Source organism: Actinokineospora baliensis (assembly GCF_016907695.1).
GTDB classification, from domain to species: domain Bacteria; phylum Actinomycetota; class Actinomycetes; order Mycobacteriales; family Pseudonocardiaceae; genus Actinokineospora; species Actinokineospora baliensis.
On record NZ_JAFBCK010000001.1, the window covers coordinates 345,482 to 366,425 of the forward strand.

21 protein-coding genes are annotated in these 20,944 nt (G+C 71.3%); 8 read left to right on the forward strand and 13 right to left on the reverse strand.

Annotation, left to right across the window (positions count from 1 at the left end):
• Window positions 1-47: 47 nt before the first annotated feature.
• The 5 genes from hutH to JOD54_RS01195 form a co-directional block, all read right to left on the reverse strand.
• Window positions 48-1,574: a histidine ammonia-lyase gene (hutH, locus tag JOD54_RS01175; protein ID WP_204448767.1), complete on the reverse strand. Its 1,527-nt coding sequence runs from the start codon at window positions 1,572-1,574 to the stop codon at window positions 48-50.
• Window positions 1,575-1,644: 70 nt separating this feature from the next.
• Entirely contained in the window at window positions 1,645-2,685 is a 1,041-nt protein-coding gene (locus tag JOD54_RS01180) for a hypothetical protein (RefSeq protein WP_204448768.1), read from the reverse strand.
• On the reverse strand, window positions 2,682-3,182 hold the full coding sequence (locus tag JOD54_RS01185; RefSeq protein WP_307859774.1) for a SigE family RNA polymerase sigma factor: 501 nt from the start codon (window positions 3,180-3,182) through the stop codon (window positions 2,682-2,684). Before JOD54_RS01185 ends, JOD54_RS01180 begins: the two co-directional genes overlap by 4 nt.
• A 56-nt stretch (window positions 3,183-3,238) precedes the next feature.
• On the reverse strand, window positions 3,239-4,231 hold the full coding sequence (locus JOD54_RS01190; protein ID WP_204448770.1) for a hypothetical protein: 993 nt from the start codon (window positions 4,229-4,231) through the stop codon (window positions 3,239-3,241).
• Window positions 4,228-4,725, reverse strand: coding sequence for a SigE family RNA polymerase sigma factor (locus JOD54_RS01195; RefSeq protein ID WP_204448771.1), 498 nt, complete (start codon window positions 4,723-4,725; stop codon window positions 4,228-4,230). Before JOD54_RS01195 ends, JOD54_RS01190 begins: the two co-directional genes overlap by 4 nt.
• Before the next feature lie 73 nt (window positions 4,726-4,798).
• On the opposite strand from JOD54_RS01195, the gene JOD54_RS01200 reads away from it, so the two are divergent.
• From JOD54_RS01200 to JOD54_RS01215, 4 genes are all read left to right on the forward strand, one after another.
• Window positions 4,799-5,584, forward strand: a complete 786-nt coding sequence (locus JOD54_RS01200; protein ID WP_204448772.1) for an IclR family transcriptional regulator — start codon at window positions 4,799-4,801, stop codon at window positions 5,582-5,584.
• A 119-nt stretch (window positions 5,585-5,703) separates the two neighbouring features.
• On the forward strand, window positions 5,704-6,930 hold the full coding sequence (locus JOD54_RS01205) for an AfsR/SARP family transcriptional regulator (RefSeq protein WP_204448773.1): 1,227 nt from the start codon (window positions 5,704-5,706) through the stop codon (window positions 6,928-6,930).
• A 51-nt stretch (window positions 6,931-6,981) separates the two neighbouring features.
• Window positions 6,982-8,088, forward strand: a complete 1,107-nt coding sequence (locus JOD54_RS01210) for an amidase domain-containing protein (RefSeq protein ID WP_204448774.1) — start codon at window positions 6,982-6,984, stop codon at window positions 8,086-8,088.
• A 62-nt stretch (window positions 8,089-8,150) separates the two neighbouring features.
• Entirely contained in the window at window positions 8,151-8,564 is a 414-nt protein-coding gene (locus JOD54_RS01215) for a hypothetical protein (RefSeq protein WP_204448775.1), read from the forward strand.
• Here JOD54_RS01215 and JOD54_RS01220 read toward each other — a convergent pair whose 3' ends face one another.
• The 5 genes from JOD54_RS01220 to JOD54_RS01240 are packed head-to-tail and all read right to left on the reverse strand — an operon-like array spanning window position 8,565 to window position 12,804.
• Window positions 8,565-9,344, reverse strand: a complete 780-nt coding sequence (locus JOD54_RS01220; protein WP_204448776.1) for a class I SAM-dependent methyltransferase — start codon at window positions 9,342-9,344, stop codon at window positions 8,565-8,567.
• Window positions 9,345-9,388: 44 nt separating this feature from the next.
• Window positions 9,389-10,321, reverse strand: coding sequence for an ABC transporter substrate-binding protein (locus JOD54_RS01225; protein WP_204448777.1), 933 nt, complete (start codon window positions 10,319-10,321; stop codon window positions 9,389-9,391).
• A gap of 28 nt (window positions 10,322-10,349) precedes the next feature.
• Window positions 10,350-11,054 carry an ABC transporter permease gene (locus tag JOD54_RS01230; RefSeq protein WP_204448778.1) on the reverse strand — a complete coding sequence of 235 codons (705 nt, stop codon included), beginning with the start codon at window positions 11,052-11,054 and terminating at the stop codon, window positions 10,350-10,352.
• On the reverse strand, window positions 11,051-11,701 hold the full coding sequence (locus JOD54_RS01235; RefSeq protein WP_307859776.1) for an ABC transporter permease: 651 nt from the start codon (window positions 11,699-11,701) through the stop codon (window positions 11,051-11,053). The genes JOD54_RS01230 and JOD54_RS01235 overlap by 4 nt, the downstream gene beginning before the upstream one ends.
• The gene (locus tag JOD54_RS01240; protein WP_204448779.1) at window positions 11,698-12,804 is read right to left on the reverse strand and encodes an ABC transporter ATP-binding protein; all 1,107 of its coding nucleotides are present in this window, start codon (window positions 12,802-12,804) and stop codon (window positions 11,698-11,700) included. The genes JOD54_RS01235 and JOD54_RS01240 overlap by 4 nt, the downstream gene beginning before the upstream one ends.
• 152 nt (window positions 12,805-12,956) lie before the next feature.
• On the opposite strand from JOD54_RS01240, the gene JOD54_RS01245 reads away from it, so the two are divergent.
• Together JOD54_RS01245 and JOD54_RS01250 are read left to right on the forward strand one after the other, a co-directional pair.
• The gene (locus JOD54_RS01245) at window positions 12,957-14,447 is read left to right on the forward strand and encodes a bis-aminopropyl spermidine synthase family protein (protein ID WP_204448780.1); all 1,491 of its coding nucleotides are present in this window, start codon (window positions 12,957-12,959) and stop codon (window positions 14,445-14,447) included.
• Window positions 14,448-14,500: 53 nt separating this feature from the next.
• Window positions 14,501-15,325, forward strand: a complete 825-nt coding sequence (locus JOD54_RS01250; protein ID WP_204448781.1) for a hypothetical protein — start codon at window positions 14,501-14,503, stop codon at window positions 15,323-15,325.
• A gap of 22 nt (window positions 15,326-15,347) precedes the next feature.
• On the opposite strand, the gene JOD54_RS01255 is transcribed toward JOD54_RS01250, so the two are convergent.
• Window positions 15,348-17,906, reverse strand: a complete 2,559-nt coding sequence (locus JOD54_RS01255) for a sensor domain-containing protein (RefSeq protein WP_204448782.1) — start codon at window positions 17,904-17,906, stop codon at window positions 15,348-15,350.
• 61 nt (window positions 17,907-17,967) lie between these two features.
• Window positions 17,968-19,149: an NAD(P)-dependent malic enzyme gene (locus tag JOD54_RS01260; protein ID WP_204448783.1), complete on the reverse strand. Its 1,182-nt coding sequence runs from the start codon at window positions 19,147-19,149 to the stop codon at window positions 17,968-17,970.
• 397 nt (window positions 19,150-19,546) lie between these two features.
• Between JOD54_RS01260 and JOD54_RS01265 the strand changes: the two genes are divergently transcribed.
• Entirely contained in the window at window positions 19,547-20,149 is a 603-nt protein-coding gene (locus JOD54_RS01265; RefSeq protein ID WP_204448784.1) for a dTDP-4-dehydrorhamnose 3,5-epimerase family protein, read from the forward strand.
• Here JOD54_RS01265 and JOD54_RS01270 read toward each other — a convergent pair.
• Window positions 20,146-20,445, reverse strand: a complete 300-nt coding sequence (locus JOD54_RS01270; protein ID WP_204455997.1) for a S24/S26 family peptidase — start codon at window positions 20,443-20,445, stop codon at window positions 20,146-20,148. The two genes, JOD54_RS01265 and JOD54_RS01270, sit on opposite strands and share 4 nt — an antisense overlap.
• 84 nt (window positions 20,446-20,529) lie before the next feature.
• Between JOD54_RS01270 and sodN the strand changes: the two genes are divergently transcribed.
• Window positions 20,530-20,937 (forward strand): superoxide dismutase, Ni, encoded by a 408-nt coding sequence (gene sodN, locus JOD54_RS01275; RefSeq protein ID WP_204448785.1) that lies wholly within the window; start codon window positions 20,530-20,532, stop codon window positions 20,935-20,937.
• The last annotated feature ends 7 nt before the right edge of the window (window positions 20,938-20,944 follow it).

Here is a 20,944-nt window from a genome sequence, read left to right on the forward strand (position 1 = left end):
CACCAGGACGCCGGAACGGATTGAGCTAGTGGCGGGAAGGAGGGCGATCACACGCCCCTCCCCTCAACGGCGGCCAACAACGCACCTGAGCGGATCAGCTCCTCCGCGGCCGCGATCTCCGGCGCCAAGTGACGGTCCGGCCCAGGGCCGGGCACGTGCTCGCGCAGCACCGCTACCGCGGCAGCCGTGGCCGGGCCGGGCGTGAGGGGAGCGCGGAAGTCGAGGGCGCGAGCAGCCGTCAGGTATTCCACTGCCAGGACTGTGGTCAGGCCTTCGACGGCTTTGCGTAGTTTGCGGGCGGCTGACCAGCCCAGGGACACGTGGTCTTCCTGCATCGCCGACGACGGGATGGAGTCGACGGAGGCGGGGGAGGCGAGGCGCTTGAGGTCGGCCACGACGGCGGCCTGGGTGTACTGGGCGATCATGTGGCCGGAGTCGACGCCGGGGTCGTGGGCCAGGAAGGGCGGCAGGCCGTGGGAGCGGGCCACGTCGAGCATCCGGTCGGTGCGGCGCTCGGCCATGCTGGCCACGTCGGCGACCGGGATGGCCAGGAAGTCCAGCACGTAGGCGACCGGGGCGCCGTGGAAGTTGCCGTTCGACTCGACCCGGCCGTCGGGCAGCACGACCGGGTTGTCCACGGCGGCCGACAGCTCGCGGGCGGCGACGGTCTCGGCGTGGGTGACGGTGTCGCGGGCGGCGCCGTGCACCTGGGGTGCGCAGCGCAGCGAGTAGGCGTCCTGGACCCTGGTGCAGTCGGGGCCGCGGTGGCTGGCCACGATCGGCGAGTCGGCCAGGAAGGCGGCGATGCGGGCGGCCGACGCGGCCTGACCCGGGTGCGGGCGCAGCGCCTGCAGGTCCGCGGCGAACACCCGGTCGGTGCCCAGCAGCGCCTCCACGCTCATCGCCGCGGTGAGGTCGGCGACGTCGAGCAGGGCACGCAGGTCGGTGATCGCGAGCGCCAACTGGCCGAGCATGCCGTCGGTGCCGTTGATCAGCGCCAGGCCCTCCTTCTCGACCAGCTCCACCGGCTCGATGCCCGCGTCGGCCAGCGCGTCGATCGCCGCGACCAGCTCACCGCGGTAGTGGACCTGGCCCTCCCCCATCAGCGCCAGCGCGACCGCCGAGAGCGGGGCGAGGTCACCGGAGCAGCCGAGCGACCCGTGCTCGTGCACCACCGGGAGGATGCCCGCGTTGAGCACCGCCGCCAGGGTCTCCACAGTGGACTGCCGGACACCGGTACGGCCGGTCGCCAGGGTGCGCAGCCGCAGCAGCATCAGCGCCCGGACCACCTCCGGTTCCACCTCGGCACCGGCCCCCGCGGCGTGCGAGCGGATCAGCGACCGCTGCAGCGCGGCGCGGCGCTCGACCGGGATGTGCCGGACCGCGAGCGCGCCGAACCCGGTGGACACGCCGTAGGTCGGCTCCGTGGCGTCGGCGAGCTTCTCGATGTGCGCCCTGGTCGCGGCGACGCCGTCGAGGGCTCCAGGGGTGAGCACCACGGTGGCGCCGCCGCGGGCGACCGCGACCACGTTCTCGGTGGTCAGCGGACCGCCGTCGAGGGCAACAGGTTCCATGTGGCCATCACAGCGCGATCCCGGCCTCGGCACGACCCGGGATCGGGTGACAGTGTCTGGTACCCCAGACTCAGTACCTGCCGCCGAGCCAGTCGTTGCGCGGCAGCCCGATGGCCACCGTCTCGGCGACCTTGATCAGCCACTGCTCGTAGTCGACCTGCTTGTCGCGCTCGTCGAGGTATTGGACCTTCAGCCAGTGGTCGCCGAAGTCGACCCAGAGCTCCGCGCCCTTCACGTAGTCGCGCTCACCCTTCGCGAAGTACAGGGCGGGCCTACCGCGCACGGTCCTCGGCTTGCCGAACGAGGCGCTCTCGGGTCGGCGGGTGGTCCAGTCGACCTGCAGGTACTTGTCCCAGCCCGCCGCGGGCAGTGCGAGCAGCCGGGCCCCCACCCCGTCCACCTCCCGGCCCACACCGGTGATGGTCGGGCCCAAGACCGGGGGCAGTTCGTCGAACGTGCCCGCGACCACCAGCGGCGGCGTGGTCACCGGCTGGATCGACCGCCCGATCCGCAGCAGGGTGTCCACATCGTTGTTCGCCCCGGCCAGGAAGACGACCACGATGGTGCCCGGGTCGTAGGTGAACCGCAGGCACGTGGTCTGGTCGTCGACGGCGGGACGCCGGATCCTCCCGTACTTGCCACTGATGTCGACCGGCTCGGTCGCGGTGTCGCACCCGAACAGCCACAAGCCTGACGGCACGGTCTGGTCGTACACGCTGATGTTGACGTTGTGCCCGTTGACCTGCGGGTTGTCGGACCACCAACTGCGGGTCACGCCGCGGCCGTCGACCAAGGCGACGCGCTCCTGCTCGGTGATGCCGTCGGGCAGCCAGGTCGGGCCGATTCGCACCGGGATCTCCACGGCTTTCGGCGCGACCATCAGCCTGCCCGGGGGCACCAGCCCGGTGCCATCGGGATCGGCGTCACGCATCAAGAACGGCGCGGCGACCAGCAGGACCAGCACTACGACCGCGGCCGCCGCATAGGCGATGACCGGTCGGCGTTGGCGCGGGCTCAGCACCGCGGCGATGGTGTCGGCGGGTCCGGTGGCACGATCGGCGTGGTCACCGAGTGCCTCGCGGATCAGGGTCTCCAGCTCGTCGGTCTTCACAGCGCCTCCTTCGCGCGTGTCGGGAGGTCGCTGCGCAGCGCGGCGAGGGCCCGGGAGATGTGGCTGCGCGCGGTCGCCTCGGAGCAGCCAAGCTCACCGGCGATCTCGGCAAAGGACTTGTTGGCGTAGTACCGCAGCACCACCGCTGCGCGCTGCTTGCGCGGCAGCCGGGCGATGCCCTGGAACACCAGTTGACGCTGATCGACCGAGTCGGTCTCATCCTCCGATGGCGGGACCACCCCATCGATCACGCCGTGCGGAAGCGACACCGTCCGGACAGCGCGCCTACGCCACGACAGAAACTCATTAGTGACCATCCTGTGCACGTAGGCCGCAGGTGAGGTCAACTGCTCGATCCCGGCCCACCTCTGTCCGGCTCTTAGCAGCACGCTCTGCACGATGTCTTGCGCCGGATGCGGGTCGCACGTAAGAGCGGTCGCGTAGCGCAGTAGGTCACGAGCGTTGTCGCGTACGTAATGCTCGAAGCTGATCAACACCGGCCCACCCCCTTTCGCCCATACAACTCCCGGACAGGGGTGAATGTGGAGTTGGCCTACGGCGCCTTGCCGAGCCATGGCGTGGACGGGGTGGGTCCCACGGATACCGACTCGGCCAGGCGTGTGAGTTCCTCGAGGTGCTCACCGGCCGCCGTGTGGTCGTAAGGCTGGAACAGGACCACCAGCCACCGCCCGCCCAAGTCGAACGACAGCACCTCGCTCGGCTCGTTGTCTCTAGGCGACTCGTCCCGGTACCACCTGCCTTCGCCGCCGCGCAGAGGTACCGCGATGCTGGGGTAGTCGGGCTCGTCGCTTCGGACCTCTATTCGAACCGTGCCTTCGCCGCCGAGCACCGACTCGGCGTACATAGTCGGCTTGTCGGAGCTCTTACCGGTGATGCCGACCTTGCTTTCCGCGGTACTAGGCAGCTCCGGCGATGACAGTGACACCCTCAACGGCTGCTCTGGGATATACCTCAGCGACTCGGCCACCCGGAGCAAGACGGGCCTAGCGGGCGAGACGGCGTAAGAGGTCAAGGTGAGCCTGCTGGACCCGACCCACCACACGAGCATGTGGATGTTGTCGCCGTTGTCGTGCCACTGGCCGTCGTAGCCGGTCACCTGGATCCGCTCGCGGAACCCGTCCGGCCCGGTCGGCTCCCCCGGTGCGAGCCGGTTCACCATGAAGACGATCTTCTGGGAGGTGTTGACCGACGCGGTCGACCAGGTCGACGCCGCCCAACCGCCGTTGGTGGCCGCCGACCGCTCCCGCTCGACCATGTTCGACGGCATCCACGTCGGCTCCCAGGTCAGCCGCTGCGGCTCCGCGGTGACGCTGACCGCGACCGTCGCGGCGGGCTCGACCGTCGGCCGCACGTCCCCGGTCGGCAGCAGCGCGACCGCCACCAGCGCCGCCGCGACGGTGATCCCGACCGGCAGCCACCACCGCTTGCGGGGCCGCCTGGTCAGCACCCGGACCCCGTTGGGCGCCTGCGCTGCCTGGTGCTCCAAGGCCTCGCGCAGCAGGTTCTCGAACTCGTCGGTCCTCACAGCGTCTCCCGCACCCGCTCGACGGCCGCCAGGTCCACCCGCAGCGCCGCCACCGCGCGGGAGATGTGGCTGCGGACCGTCCCGGTCGAGCACCCCAACTCCTCGGCGATCTGCTCGTCGGTGCGGTTGAGGTAGTAGCGCAGCACCACCGCGGCCCGCTGCTTGCGCGGCAACCGGGCGATCCCGCCCAGCAGCACCGCCCGGTCGTCCACCCGGCTGGTGGGGTCCGCCTGCACCGCGCCGAGGGAGTCCATCGTGCTCGGCGGGAGCACCAATTCGCGACAACGCCGCCGCCAGGACAGGAACTCGTTGGTGACCATCCGCGTCACGTACGCCGCGGGCCGCTCGATCTTCCCGATCCGCGACCAGCGCTGCTGGGCCCGCAACACAACCTCCTGCACGATGTCCTGCGCCTGGTGCGGGTCGCAGGTGAGCGTGGTGGCGTAGCGCAACAACCCGTCGAGGCGCTGCGCCAGGAACTCGTCGAAGGTCACGGCAGTCCCCCTCTCGACCCATCAACGCGCGCGGACCGGGATCTGTTGAACCGCCCCCGTAAAGTGGGTGGCCATGGGCGCCAGCAGCGACGTTCCCGCCCTCCGCCGCGGGCTGGCGGTGCTGCGCCTGCTGGCGGGCAAGGCGGGACCGGTCGCCGCGGCGGCCATCGCCAGGGAGCTCGGCCTGCCCCGGTCAACGGTCTACCACCTGCTCGCCGAACTGGTCGACGCCGGTTTCGTCACCCACCTGCCGGAAGACCGCCGCTACGCCCTCGGCGTCGGCGCCTTCGAACTCGGCTCCGCCTACCTGCGCCACGACCCCCTCGAACGCCTCGCCCGCCCGGTCCTGGCCCGGTTGATCCACCGCACCGGCCACACCGCCCACCTGGGCGTCCTGCACGGTCGCGAGGCGCTCTACCTGCTGCGCGAACAACCGCCCCACCCCCACACCGTCGTCACCGATGTCGGCGTCCGCCTCCCGGCCCACCTGCCCGCCTCCGGCCGCGCGATGCTGGCCCACCTGCCACCGGCCCAGGTCAGGGCCCTGTTCCCCACCCGAACCAGCTTCGTCGACCGAACCGGCCGTGGCCCCACCCACCTGCCCGCCCTGCGCGGCCTCCTGACCGCCGAACGCCGCCGGGGCTGGGCCGTCGAAGACGGATACGTAACCCCCGGCTCAGCATCCGTGGCCGCCGCCGTCTTCGACCACGGCGGCCGCCCGATCGCCGCGATCAGCAGCACCTTCCGCCACGAGTGCGCGATCGAATGCGGCCAAACCTGGCCTGACCTGGCCGAAGAAACCCGAGCCGCAGCGGCCGACCTGACCAACCGGATCGGCGGCACCCCGCCCGCGGGCTAGTGGTTCGACCGACCGTCGGTACACCCACTCCGGCAGGAAGTAGCCCCTTTCATCCCGTTTTGCCCGATCTGCCGCCCCCGTCGTGCTATCCACGACAGTGCCGTCTTGGGGGAGTCGACATGACCGTGCAACTGCTCGGGCCGGTACGGGTCGTGGTGAACGGGGATGACGCCGTGCTCGGTGGGGCGAAGCCGAGGACCGTGCTGGCCGCGCTGGCCACCCGGCCGGGCCGGGCCGTGACGGCCGCTCGGCTGGTGGAGTTGGTGTGGGACGGGGACGCGCCGGACTCCGCGGTCGGGCTGGTGCACTCCTACGTCGCCGCCGTGCGCCGGGGGTTGCGGCCGTTGGGGCTGCGCGACGCCCTGGTCACCACCGCGAACGGGTACCTGCTCGCCCCCGACCGGATCGCCGTCGACCTCGACCTCTTCCTGGCCGACCTCAGCTCCGCCCGCGCCGCCGAGCGCGACGGAGCCACCGAGGCCGCGCGGGCGCGCTACGCCACCGCCCTGGGCCGGTGGCGGGGCGAGGCGTTCGACGGGGTGGACGCGGGTTTCGCTCGGGAACTGGCCGCGGGGCTCGCGGAGGACCGGTTCGCCGCCGAGCTCGGGCTCAGCCGCGGGGACCTCGCCACCGGGCGGCTCAGCGAAGCGGTGGCCCGGCTGACCAGGTGCACCGACGAACACCCGTTGCGCGAGGAGCCCCGCGCCCTGCTGATGACCGCGCTGCACCGCGACGGCCGCACGGCCGAGGCGTTGGCCGCCTACCAGCACGGACGGGCCCTGGTGCGCGGCACGCTCGGCGTGGACCCCGGCAGGCGGTTGCGGGAATCGCACCAGGCCATCCTCACCGGTCCCGCCCGGCCGCGGCAGCTCCCGCCCGACATCCCCGGGTTCCTCGGCCGGGACCGGGAAGTGCACACCGCGACCCGGGTCGCCGCGGGCGGCGCGCGGGCGACGATCGTGGTGACCGGACCACCCGGCGCGGGCAAATCCGCTCTCGCCGTGCACATCGCCCACCTGCTCAAGGGTTCCTACCCCGACGGTCACCTGTTCGCCGCGGTGGGCGACACACCCGTCGCCGAGGTACTCGGGCAACTGCTGCGCGCACTTGGCGCGGCCGATCCGCCAACAGATGTAGACGATCGACACGAGCTCTACCGGCGGTTGTGCGCCACCCGCGCCATGGTCGTGGTGCTCGACGACGTGCGGGACGAGCGGACCGCGGTCGACCTGCACCCCGGCGGCGGCCGCCACCTCGTGCTGATCACCAGCCGCGGCGCAACCCCGATGGATGTCCACAACGGACGACCGGCGGTGTTGCAGATCAGTTCCAGACCGGGTTCGTAGCGTGGGCGTCATCCGGCCGGACCCGACCGCGCCGGAACTGGGAGGAACACGATGACCAGCAAGTGCCGAAGAACCGCCGCGCTGCTGTCGATCACCGCGCTCGCGTTCACCGGGGTCGCGGCCACCGCATCGGCCGACACCGGCGCCACCGAGGCGCACCTGACCACGATCGCCAGGGACTACCTGCAGGGCAGGGCGACCACGCTGGTGGACGGCGGCGTGGCGAGACCGGCCGCGCTCACCGACCGCATGGCCGACCGGGCGACCTCGGTGGACGCCTGGGTGTCCGGCGCGCGGGACAACCTCGCCAAGCACGGGGTCCGCTACGGCTCGGCGAAGGTCGACCTGACCGTCGCCAAGTCGGACATCAAGGCGAACACCGCGACACTGCACCTGCACGAGGTCACCACCCTCGCGCCAGCGCGCGGCGCGCAGAACCCGGCGACCTCGTACGCGGTCGACCGCGTGGGGACCTTCCAGCGCACCGACCGCTGGCGGCTCGACGAGCAGAAGCTCGACGCGGCGGCGAACACGTTGGCACCCATCACCGAACGACCGGACGTCGCCCGCACCGGCACGGCCGTCGTCGAGCAGCACGACGCCGCGCCCGGCACGCGTCCGGTGCCTGCCGAGGTCAGCGAGCGCTCGAGCGCGGCACCCGCCGCCAAGCGCGACAGCGTCACCGCGGCGGCGAGCTACTGCTACTCCTGCATGGAGAACTACGCCCGCCAGTACTGGGACCACTACAACGACAACGACTACCGGGCGTTCCCCAACGACTGCACCAACTTCATCTCGCAGATCATGGCGGCGGGCGGCTGGACGCACGTGCCGGGGTGGTACCAGAGCAACGACGCCTGGTGGTACAACTGGCTCAACCAGAGCTACCCCTGGGCGGGCGCGGAGAACTGGTACTGGTTCGCCCGCAACAGCGGCCGGACGGCGCACGTCCAGTACATCAACGACCTGCTGGTCACCGACGTCCTGCAGATGGACTTCCAGGGCACCGGCGAGATCCTCGACCACACGATGCTGGTGACCGGCCGGACCTCGGACAACCTGTTCCTCACCTACCACACGTCCGACCACCTGGACCGCCCGTTCTGGGACATCTACTACCAGTACACCGGCGCCACCTACTACACCCACCGCACGTAACCACCGAGACGCCGGGGGCGCTCGACCACGGTGGAGCGCCCCCAGCGCGGGAAGGACCCCCGATGCGATTCGCCCTCGGCGCCGCTGTCCTGGCGCTGTTCCTGGCTGTCAGCGGGTGCCAGGCCGACGAGCCCGATCCGGTCGCCGCGCAGGACGAGGTGGTCACCGACTACCTCGCCGCACTCGGCTCGGGCGAGGTTGAGCGCGTCCGCGCACTGGCGGTGCGCGGCTCCGACGACCCGACCGAGGCCCAGCGGCGGGTCGAGGCGTTCGGCGGGCCGGTGTCCGACGTGCGGATCACCTGGCGGCGCGGCGAGTTCCCGGACGTCGCGGTCGCCACCATCACCGCGACGAGGGCGGGGCAACCGGTCACCGACCGGATCACGGTGTCCAGGGACGGCGACCGCTGGGGAATCGTGCTCGGCGCGGCGAACCCGGTGAAACCCCCGGCCAACACCGGCACACCACCGCGGTGATCACGCCGTCGCGGTGACCACGTAGTAGTCCAGCAGGCCATCGCGGTAGCAGGTCAACCAGCGCCGCGGCCAGGTGTCTTCGGGGTAGCCGAGTTGGGCTATCCAGTGGTCCAGTCCCGGCCACACGTGCTCGCCGATCGACACCGCGGTCACCTCGCTGAAGCCCGCAGCGGCCACATCATCGAGGAAGAACGGCAACGGGTGCTCGCGATCGACCCCCGAGGCGAACGTTTCGAGCCGCTCGGACACCTGCCCCACCGTCGAGGGATCCGGCACGAGGAACGTGGAGACGACGAAGCTGCCGCCGGGGCGCAGGACCCGGTGGGCGGAGTCGGCGAAGCCGCGCAGGTCGTCCATGTGTTGCGCGGCTTCCAGTGACAGCACGACGTCCGCGCTGGAGTCCGGGAGGGGGAGGTCGTTCGCGGCGCCGAGCACGAAGGTGAGCCGGTCGTCTTGGGGAGCCCGGGAACGGGCCCGCTGCACCTGCGCCGGGTTCAGGTCCACACCGGTGATCGACGCCGGTTCCAGCTCCAGGGCCCAGGTGGCGCCGACACCGAGTCCGGGGCCCACCTCGACGACCCGGTCACCGGGCCCGACGCCCGCGTAGACCTGCCGGTAGAGGTCGAGTTGGCTGCGCACCCGGTCCGCTTCGGTGAGCTCGCCGGTCAGCGGGATGTCCCGCCAGTACCCGAAGTTGATGAACCCGCCCCCGAACACGGGGATCGAGCTCAGGTCGTCCTCGCCGTACATCTTCGCGCGCAGCGCGACCGGGTCCGTCATCCCCCCATCATGGGGGCGGACCCGGCCGCGCCGCGAGCACCCGATCAGATGCCGACCGAGGCCAGCCACTCCTTGGCGACCTTGGCCGCGTCCGGCTTGTCCGGCGCGCTGAGCTTGGTGTTGAGCTCGATCAGGATCTCGGTGGTCAGCTTCGCCGAGATCGCGTTGAGCACCTGCTTGACCGTGTCGTCTGCCTTGCTCTTGTTGATCAGCGGCACCACGTTCTGCGCGGCGAAGTTGTTCTTCGGGTCGTCGAGCACCACGAAGTCGTTGGCCGTGATCGCCGGGTCGGTGGTGAACAGGTCGGCCGCCTGCACGACACCGGACTTGAGCGCCTCGACGGTCAGCGGGCCGCCCGCGTCGAGCGACTTGTACTCCTTGACCTCCAGCTTGTAGAGCTCCGCGAGCCCCGGCAGGCCGTCGACCCGCTTCTGGAACTCCGGCGGACCGCCGACGGTGACCGGGCCGGTCTTGGCCAGGTCCTCGATCGACTTGAGGTTGAGCTTGGTCGCGGTCTCCTTGGTGACCACCACCGCGTCCTTGTCCTCGGCGGCGGACTTCTCCAGCACGGTGAGCGTCTCCGGCAGCGCCTTCTGCAGCGCGGCGTAGACCTCGTCCGGCGCGGTCGCCTCGGCCTTCTTGTCGACGTGGGTGAGCAGGCTGCCGGTGTACTCGGGGATCAGGTCGATCGACCCGTCCTGCAGGCCCGGGTAGTAGGCCTCGCGGCTGCCAATGCCCAGCTTCTTGGTCACCTTGACGCCCTTGGCCTCCAGGGCGCTGGCGTAGATCTCGGCCAGCAGCGAGCTCTCCGGGAAGTTCGCCGAGCCGATGGTGATGGCGCCAGCGGGCGCGGGGGTGCCCGAGGCGGCGCCGCTGCTGGTCGGCTGGCTGGCCAGCGGGTCGGACGAACCCCCGCAGGCCGTCATCGTGAGCGTGGCGGCGACCGCGGTCGCCAGTACGGCGAGAACGCGCTTCATCGAGGGTGTCTCCTCTTTCGTCTTGCCTTCAGCGGACGCGGGCGCGTCCGCGGGAGTTCTTGCGCAGGCCGGGCGAGACCACCAGCCACTGCACGCCTGCCAGCAGCAGCTCCACCACGATCGCCAGCGCGGCGATGAGCAGCGCGCCCCCGGCCATCTGGGGGAACTCGCGCAGGGCGTTGCCGTCGATGACGTACCGGCCGAACCCGCCGAGGGACACCACGGCCGCGATGGTCGCGGTCGCGATGACCTGCAGGGTCGCCGAGCGCAGCGCACCGAAGATCAACGGCAGTGCGTTGGGCAGCTCGACCTTGACCAGCACGTCCCACTCGCTCATGCCCATCCCGCGCGCGGCGTCCACGACGGCCCGGTCGACGTTGCGCACGCCCGCGTACGTGCCCGCGAGCAGCACCGGAATCGCCAGCAGCACCAAGGCGATGGTCACCGCCTCGAAGGCCAGCGTCAGGCCCAGCACGAGCACCAGGAGGATCAGCACGCCGAGCTCGGGCAGCGCCCGGAAGGAGTTCACGATCCCGACGACGACCGTGCCGCCGCGGCCGGTGTGCCCGATGTAGGCGCCGAGCGGGATGGCGATCACGGCGGCGATCAGCACCGCGACGCCGGTCAGCTGCAGGTGTTCGAGCAGCCGCTGCGGGATTCCGGCGATGCCGAGGGTGGTCTTCCAGTTGTTCGGGTCGGTCAGCCACTCGATGACCTGGTCGAAGACGTTCACCCCGCCACCGCCTTCCGGTTCCAGGGGGCCAGCGCGCGCCCGGCCAGCGCCAGCAGCCCGTCGGCGACGAGGGCGAGCAGCACGATCAGCACGACGCCGCCGACGATCTCCTGGTAGTTCGGCGGTGTGGTCTGGAAGCCCTGCAGCAGGAAGAACCCGAGGCCACCGACGCCGATGATCTGGCCGACCGCGACCAGGCTGATGTTGGACACCGCCGCCACCCGCAGACCGGCGACCAGCACCGGTACCGCCAGCGGCAGCTCGACGGCGAAGAACCGGCCCGCGGTGCGGTAGCCCATCGCCGAGGCGGCCTGCAGCACCGAGTCCGGGACAGCGGCCAGCGCGTCGGCGATCGAGCGGACCAGCAGCGCCACCGTGTAGATGGTCAGCGCGGCCTGCACGTTGATCGGGTCGAGCACCTTGGTGCCCAGCAGCAGCGGCATCATCACGAACAGCGCCAGCGACGGGATCGTGTAGAGCAGCGCCGACACCGGGACCAGCACCGCCCTGGCCACCCGCCACCGGTTGGCGACCCAGCCCAGCGGCAGCGACAGCAGGAGCCCGACCACGACCGGGACCAGCGCCAGCTGCACGTGGTCGACGGCGACCGAGAGCATCTCCGGCAGGTGGTCGATGATCCAGTTCACGAGGGCACCCCACCCGAGCGCCGCGCGGCGTCGAGCACCTTGAGCACCGCCTCCGCGGTGACCCCGCCGACCAGCGCGCCCTCGGAGTCGACGGCGATCCCGGTGCCGGACGGGGAGCTGAGCGCGGAGTCGAGCGCGGCGCGCAGCGAGCCTGCCGACGCGGAGTCGGCGACGTAGAGGGAACCGCCCTCGACGAGGTCGGTCGAGCGGACCTCACCTTCCACAGTGGACTTCGCGGACAGCCAGCCGAGCGGCCTTCGCTTGTCGTCCACCACAACCGTCCACCCGGCCACCGCCCGCGCGGGCTCGCCCAGCGCGAGGGTGGGCAGCTCGGCGATCTCGACGCCGTGCGCGGAAAGGAAACCCAGCGCGCGGTAACCGCGGTCGCGGCCGACGAAACCGGCCACGAAGTCGTCCACCGGCTTGGCCAGCAGCGTCGCCGGGGTGTCGTACTGGGCGAGCGCACCGCCCACGCGCAGCACGGCCACCTTGTCGCCGAGCTTGATCGCCTCGTCGATGTCGTGGGTGACGAACACGATCGTCTTGCCGAGCTCGGACTGCAGGCGCAGCAACTCCTCCTGCAGGTCGTCGCGCACCACCGGGTCGACGGCGCTGAACGGCTCGTCCATCAGCAGCACCGGCGGGTCGGCGGCGAGCGCGCGGGCGACCCCCACCCGCTGCTGCTGGCCGCCGGAGAGCTGCGCGGGGTAGCGCCCGGCCAGCTCGCGCGGCAACCCGACGGTGTCGAGCAGCTCCTCGGCGCGGCGGCGGGCGGCGGACTTCTTGGTGCCCAGCAACATCGGGACGGTGGCGACGTTGTCCAGGACGGTGCGGTGCGGGAACAGGCCCGCGTTCTGGATGACGTAGCCGATGCCGCGGCGCAGGGTGGCCGGGCGCTGCGAGCGGATGTCGACGCCGTTGAGCAGGATCGTGCCGGAGGTGGCCTCGACCATCCGGTTGATCATGCGCAGCGAGGTGGTCTTGCCGCAGCCGGACGGGCCGACCAGGACGGTGATCCTGCCGTCGTCGATGGTGAGGTCGAGGTTGTCCACCGCCACCGTGCCGTCGTCGTAGCGCTTGGTCACGGATTGGAACTCGATCACACGGGACCCCTCGGTCGGCACGGCCCCTAGCCAGCCGTGGACCGGTCGACCTTAACTCGAACGGCTGACACGGGCAGGCTGTTTCACGATGTGGCTGCTGACCGGCGGCCGGGTCCCGGCGCTCTTGGCGGTTCTCCTACGCTCATCTGCTTGTGGCCGACTCCGCGTCCAGTTACCTCACCGCCCTGGGCGTGCACGCCCGTCCACTGCGCACCGTGCTCGACCTGCTCTGTTCGGGCTGGCACGGCCTCGACGAGCTGGTCAGGACCACCGCGGTGCCGAGGCGGACGGTGCAGGAGCTGATCTCCGCGCTCGGCGCGGACGCCGAAAACGAGGCGGGCTCATGGCGGGTGGCGCCGTCCAGGGTGGACGACTACCTGGCGTTGACCGCGCCCCGACCGGACCGCCCGGACGGGGAATTGACCGCCACGTACGAGGCGTATCTCACCGATGTGCCCACCCCCTCACGTGCCCTGGACCACGTCCAGGCCGACGCCGCGACCATGCTGCGGCGGGCCCGCTGGCTGGACCAGACCTACGACCTCGCGGGCGCCAGGCTGCTGTGCGTCGGCGACCACGACCTGACCGCGCTGGCGGTGTGCACGCTGCGCCCCGAGCTGTCGGCAACCGTGGTCGACGTCGACGAGCGGCTGCTGGAGTACGTCGACCGCACCGCGCGCGCCCGTGGTCTGGACATCCGCTGCCGCTACGCCGACTTCCGGCTCGCCCTGCCGCCGTCAGTGGTCGGCACAGCGGACCTGGTCTTCACCGATCCGCCGTACACCCCGGAAGGCATGCGGCTGTTCCTGGCCAGGGCCATCGAGTCCCTGCGCGACCCCGAGGGCCGCGCGATCGTGGCCTACGGGTACAGCTCGCGCACGCCCGCGCTGGGGTTGAAGGTCCAGCAGGAGATCCAGCGGCTGGGGCTGGTGTTCGAGGCCGTGCTGCCCGCGTTCAACCGCTACCACGGCGCCCAAGCCGTCGGCAGCGCGAGCGATTTGTACGTGCTGCAGCAGACTTCCCGCTCCTCGCGCCTGGCCGAAGCCGCCGTCCGCGACCTGCTGTCGGGCATCTACACCCACGGCCCGCAATCCATCGAAGCGGCCGCCACCCCCGCCGAAGCCATCGCCGAACTCGTCCGCCTCACCTCCGCCACCCCCACCGCCCCGGCGTGGACGGACCCGGTGCGCGCCAACGGCCCCGTCGCCTACGACCTGACCGCCGACCCCGGCTCCTGGCTGGCCCGAGTCCTCCTGGCCGGTCCCCCCACCGTCCTGGGCGCCCTGGTCCCCAACAACCACCCGGACATCGTCGACCAGCGCTCACAGCAGGCGTTGTCAGACCTGGTGCGCGACAAGTACACCCTGACCTACCACCGAAGCCTGGCCACCGGCCGCCACGCCGTGGTTCTAGCGTCCCCTGTGGACACATCGAGCGTCCGCACCACCCTCCTGTCGCGCGTCCACGGCAAACTGGCCAACATCTGGCGCGAAGCCCTGATCGCCGATTCCAAGGGCACCCTCACCAAACGCGAAGCCCGAGACCGCGTAACCACCCTCCTCCCCACCCCCGACGACGCCGACGAGCGCCTGATCGACCTACCCCTACACCGAATCCGAGCCATCCTCGCCGCAGCCGACTAAGCCGCCGCTACTCCAGACGACCGCACCCCTGTATAGGGGGTATAAACGAGCCTGTGAGCTGGCGAGATGAGCTGAACAGCATCCGAGTCGACCCCGATCCCCTGCGGCGGGCCCGGCGCGCTGGCGAACTCGGCGACGCCTACCGGCAGCGGCAGAACGAGTTGGCCAGGCTGCGCCGGGCCGCGATCGACGAAGCTCGGGCGCTGGGGATGAGCTACACCGAGATCGCCACCGCCTTCGGGGTGAGCAAGGGCCGGATCACCCAGATCCGCACCACCGCGCCGCCACCGGAGCGGGCGTTCTTCGGCGTGGGCCCGGTCGTCGTCGGGGTGCCCTTGCGCCACGGGGTGGACGACCGCGCGCGGAGCTACATCGACGCGGCCGACGCGAGTGCGCAACGTGGCGTGGAGCGGCTGTTGTCCGAGTTGGCGCTCTCGGCGAAGTTCGAGGTGATCAAGGCTGATCGCGCGGAACTGTTCGAGGGTGACGCGGTGGTCGTCTGCGGGCCCAAGTCAGCGCCGATCGGCGCGGCGTTGCTCGCGAGAGACCCCTGGCTGATCATGACCAAGGTCGATGACCGTTGGTGGATAACGGATCGGGAGTCCGGCACCAGGTACGGCTCCCAGCGCAACGACGCGACACCGACCGAGGCCGATCTCGGCTACCTGGCCCGCCACAACATCGACGGCCGAACCGTCGTCCACGTCGCGGGCATCAGCGCGTACGGATCACACGGCGTGGTCCACTACCTCACCCACAACCTCGCTGAACTCTGGGAATCCACGGGGGAAGCGGAGTTCAGCGCGATCATCCGCTGCGAGTACACAGAGGACTCCATCGTGAGCAGCGAGCTCATCGCAGACCCGACGACGTGGTGACGGACACCCACCACTCGTCGGCTCAGGTGCCGCGGGGGATGTGGACCGGGCCGAGTTTCAGGATCTCCCGGAACTCCTTGGCGGGCAACGGTTTTGACAGCAGCCAGCCCTGGTAGGCGTCCACGCCCACGCCGCGGAGCACGTGGAACTGGGTCGCGTTCTCCACGCCCTCGGCCACACAGCTGCGCCCCATCGCGCGGGCCATGTCCACCAACGCGCGCGCCACCGCGAAGTCCGAGGCGTCCGTGGCCACACCGGAGACGAAGCGGCGGTCGATCTTGATGATCTGGGCGGGGAGTTCCTTGAGCCGGGCCAGCGACGAGTAGCCGGTGCCGAAGTCGTCGACGGCGAAGCGGACGCCGCGGTCGACGAGTTCGGCCATCGCTTCCCGGCTGCGCGAGGGCAGGTCGATCAGGCTGGTCTCGACCAGTTCGAGCACCACCCGGTCCCACGCGATCCCGGTCGCCGCCACCGAGGCCGAGACCACGTCGACGAACTCGGGGTCGCCGGGGACCAGGCCCGACAGGTTGACCGCGATGCCGACGCCGCCGCCGAGGATGGCGCCGCAGAGCTGGGGCCATTCGGCGGCCTCGGTGAAGGCGGCGCGCAGGACCCAGCGGTCGAGTTCGCCGAGCAGGTCGCCCTGTTCGGCCACGGGCAGGAAGTCGCCGGGGTAGAGCAGGCCGCGCTCGGGGTGCGGCCAGCGCACCAGCGCCTCGGCCGAGAGCACCGCGCCGTCGGGGCCGACCACCGGCTGGTAGTGCAGCACCAGCTGGTCGTTCATGATCGCCTCGCGGAGCTGGCCCTCGAGCAGCATCTGGCTGTTGGCCGAGGCGATCAGCTTGTCCGAGGCGATGGACACCCGGCCGGTCCCGCGCGCCTTCGCGGCGAACATCGCGGCGTCGGCGTAGCGCAGCAGGTCAGCGCCGCTGGTCTCCGGGCCGCTGGGGACCGCGGCCCCGATGCTGGCCGACACGCGCAACAACTGGTCACGGACCGGGACGGCGGTGCGCAGCAGGCTGGCCACCTGGTTGGCCAGCGCCTCGACCCCGCCCGCCTCCTCCACGTCGGAGCAGATGATCACGTACTCGTCGCCGGACATCCTCGCCACCGTGCAGCTCGGCGGCAGCCCGCGCTCCAACCGCCTGGCCAGCGCGGTGATCAGCTCGTCGCCGACGTCGTGGCCGAGCGAGTCGTTGACCCGCTTGAAGTTGTCCACGTCGCAGAACAGCAGCGCGATCCGCTCGTAGTCCCGGCCGCCGAGCAGCTTGCCGAGCAGTTCCTTGACCGCCGCACGCCCCGGCAGGCCTGTCAGCTCATCGTGTGTCGCCTGGTAGCGCAGTCGCTCGGCCGCGCGGCGACGGTCCGTGACGTCGGCGAACACCACCAGCCAGAACCGCTGCCCGTCGTCGGCGACCGACACCGTGGCGTTGAGCTCGCAGTACACCGGCTTGCCGGTCGCGGTCACCAGCACCCGCTGGCCGCTGTGGAACGAGTGCGACTCCCGGCCCCGCCGCGCCTCCCGGTCGTCGGGGTGGGTCAGCTGCTCGGCGGTCATCCCGCGCAGCCGCTCCAGGTCCAGCCCCAGCAGCGAGCACAGCGCGTCGTTGGCGTCGACCAGCCGCTCGGCGTCGTCGAACAGCGCGATCCCGACCGGCGTGATCGCCACCAGGTCGGTGAACCGCTTGCTGGAGCGCTGCATCCTGGTCTCGGTGGAGCGCTGCTCGGTGACGTCCTGCGCGGTGCCGATCATGACGTTGCGGTCGTTGTCGGTGCCCGCCGCCTCGCCGCGCACCCGGAACACCCGGCGCTTGCCGTCCGGGCGGATCACCCGGTGCTCGCACTCCACCGGCCGCCGGGTGCCTGCCAGCTCCTGCCACCGCTGGTCGACCCAGCCGCGGTCGTCCGGGTGCACCAGCCGCAGGTAGTCCCGGTAGGTGATCTTGGTGCCCGCCTCGACGCCGAAGAGCTCGTAGAGCATCGACGACCACAGGCACTCGCCGCTGACGGTGTGCCACTCCCAGGTGCCCAGCCTGGCCACCCGCTGCGCCTCGCGGAACAGCCGCCCGTCCTGGCTCAGCTGCCGCTCCAGCGCGCGGAACCGGGTGAAGTCCTGCACGGTGCCGTGCACCCGGACCACGCGCCCGCCCGGCTCGAACTCCGGGCGGGCGCGGACCAGGTACGACCGCTTCCCCGTGTCGTCGCGGACCTCCAGCTCCAGCGGCTGCGACGAGCGCCTGGCCCGCAGCGCCGCCTGGAAGTCGTTGAGCACGGGCAGGTCTTCGGGGTGCACCAGCGCGAGCAGGTCGGTCAGCGTCGCGCGGGCGGGCAGCCCGCACAGCCCGCGCAGGCCGTCGGACAGGTAGGCCTCGCCGGTGCTCACGTCCAGCGTCCAACTGCCCATCCGGGCTATCCGCTGGGCCTCCAGCAGCAGGGCGCGTTCGGCCGCCGGGTCGTCGGCGAACCCCACGACGTCCGGTCGGGCCAGGTCGGGTGCGAGCACCCGACCCGCGTCGCTGTCGAACCCGCCGGGTGGCAGCGCGATCCCGGGGAGTCCGGCGCGCACGACATGCTCGGCCACGGCGCGTTCCCTCCACCCTCGAGTAGGCGGGTGGGGCACCTGCCGAGCATCCCGCCGGCTCTCAGGCTACCCCGTCCACCCGCGCCGCCCGTGCCACAGCCGCCGCGACCTCGGGGGCGACCCTCGGGTCCAGCGCGCTCGGCACGATCTTGTCCGGCGCGAGGTCGTCCGCGGCGACCGCGGCGATGGCGTCGGCCGCGGCCAGCTTCATCGCCTCGGTGATCCGCCTGGCACCCGCGTCCAGCGCGCCGCGGAAGATCCCGGGGAAGGCCAGCACGTTGTTGATCTGGTTAGGGAAGTCGCTGCGACCGGTCGCGACGATGGCGGCGTGCCGGGCGGCGACCTCAGGGTGGATCTCCGGGTCCGGGTTCGACAGCGCGAACACGATCGAGTCGTCGGCCATGGTCGCGACCAGTTCCTCGGGCAGGGTGCCCGCGGAGAGCCCGACGAACACATCCGCCCCGCGCAGCGCCTCGACGGGACCGCCGCGCAGCCCGGAGGCGTTGGTGACCTCGGCCAACTCGGCCTTGACCGGGTTCAGGTGCTCGCGGCCGGAGTGGATGATCCCGCGCGAGTCCAGCAGCGTGACTTCACCCGCCCCCGCGGCGATGAGGATCTTCGCGCAGGCCACGCCAGCCGCGCCCGCACCGGCGATGACCACGCGCTGGTCGGCGATGTCCTTGGCCAGCACGGTGTTGGCCCCGCGCAGCGCCGCGAGCAGCACGATCGCGGTGCCGTGCTGGTCGTCGTGCATGACCGGGCAGTCCAGCGCCTCGATCAACCGCTGCTCCAACTCGAAGCAGCGCGGCGCCGAGACGTCCTCCAGGTTGACCGCGCCGAAGGAGGGCCGCAGCCGCACCAGGGTCTCGACGATCTCGTCCACATCGGTCGTGTCCAGCACCAGCGGGATCGAGTCGAGCCCGCCGAAGGTCTTGAACAGCGCCGCCTTGCCCTCCATGACCGGCAGCGACGCGGCCGCGCCGATGTCGCCGAGGCCCAGCACCGCCGTGCCGTCGGAGACCACCACGACCAGGCGCGACGCCCAGGTGTAGCGGTCGGCCATGGCCCTGTCCTCGGCGATCGCGCGGCTCACCTTGGCCACCCCGGGGGTGTAGGCGATCGACAGCGAACGCGGGTCGGCCAGCGGCTTGGTCACCGCGACGCCGAGCTTGCCGCCCTCGTGCGCGGCGAAGATCTCCTCGTCGGTGACGGGGGTGCCGGTCCTCTCGTTCAACGCGGTCATGCGTCCTCCTGGATCTCGCTGCGAGTGCTCGACGCAGGGCTGGCGCGGAGCGGATGGGTGTCGCGGACGCGCGCCAACGGCACACCTGGTGCGCGTGGGGGGTCCGCGGGACGTGTGCGGAGTCGGTGGTTCGGCTGCCTGTGTGCGGCCCGGGGCCGGTACCCCGGGGTGTGGGGACGGCGGCCGCGAGGCGCTGCGGTGGCCACAGTCTGCCAGCACCCGGACACCGGTGTCTGCGGTGGGGATCACATCGTGGGCGGCATTTTCCGCAGGTCAGGGCCGGTTTCCCAAGACGTCCGTCCGGTTTTCTAGGTGCGTGCTAGCGCTGACTAACGTTTTCGCTGCGTGACCAGCGCCTGCTGCGGGGTGGGCGCGGCGGCCGCCTTAGGCTTCAGCCATGCAGGCACGAGAGCTGCGCGTCCCCGACGCCTTCGAGTTCACCCCGCGCACCTTCCCCGACGCGCGCGGCGTGTTCGTCTCCCCGTTCCAGGGCGAGTCGTTCGCCAAGGCCGTGGGCCACCCGTTCACCGTCGCGCAGACCAACCACAGCCGCTCCCGCAAGGGCTCCGTCCGCGGCCTGCACTTCGCCGACGTGCCCCCCGGCCAGGCGAAGTACGTCTACTGCCCGCAGGGCGCCCTGCTGGACTTCGTCGTCGACATCCGGGTCGGCTCGCCCACCTTCGGCGTCTGGGACGTGGTCCGGCTGGACCCGGTCGACTTCCGCGCCGTGTACGTGCCGGAGGGCGTCGGCCACGGCTTCGTCGCACTCGAGGACGACACCGTCATCTCGTACCTGTGCTCCACCGGCTACAACCCGTCCGCCGAGCGCGGGATCAACCCGCTCGACCCGGCGCTCGCGCTGCCCTGGGCCCCCGACCTGGAGCCCCTGATGTCCGACAAGGACGTCGCTGCGCCATCACTGGCCGAGGCCGAAGCCGCGGGACTGCTGCCGAACTACGCCGACTGCGTGGAGTGGTACAGCAAGCTGCGCGCGGGCTAGAGCCGTCCGGGGTTTGGCCACAGCCGGAACCTGACGACCGCGTGCACGTCCGCCGGTCCCAAAGTCCGGGAATCGGTCGACGCGAACGGGTTGTCCCCCTCCACGTGCCACCCCGCCCCATCCCGCCGCACAACCCGCTTCACCGACACCTGCCCCGGCCGCCGCTCCCAAGTCACCACCACGACGTCCCCCGTTCGGGGCACCCCCTTGACCGCCACCACCGTGTCCCCGTCCCGCAACGCGGGCGACATGGAAGGCCCCCGAACCCGCACCCGGCGCACCGGCATCCACCCCATGACCACCTGATCACCTCCACCTGCCCGCAGATGATGCCGGGAGTAGGGTCGACCCCGTCGGAGCATCCTGCCCATGGAGGAACAATGCGACTACTGTCGCGCCTGCTAGCCCCCCGTCTGGAGGCCACCGCCCACTGCGACCTCCCCTGCGGTGTCTACGACCCAGCGCAGGCCCGCATCGAGGCCGAGTCGGTCAAGGCGGTGCAGCAGAAGTACCAGGACAACGAGGACCCCGAGTTCCGCACCCGGGCCATCTTGATCGCCGAGCAGCGAAGCGACCTGGTCAAGCACCACCTGTGGGTCCTGTGGACCGACTACTTCAAGCCCCCGCACTTCGAGAAGTACCCGAACCTGCACGACCTGTTCAACCGCGCCACCAAGGCCGCGGGCGCGAGCGGGACCAAGGGCTCCATGGACCCGGCCACCGGCCAGGCCCTGCTCGACCTGATCGCCGAGATCGACAAGATCTTCTGGGAGACCAAGCAGGCGTGAGGCTCTA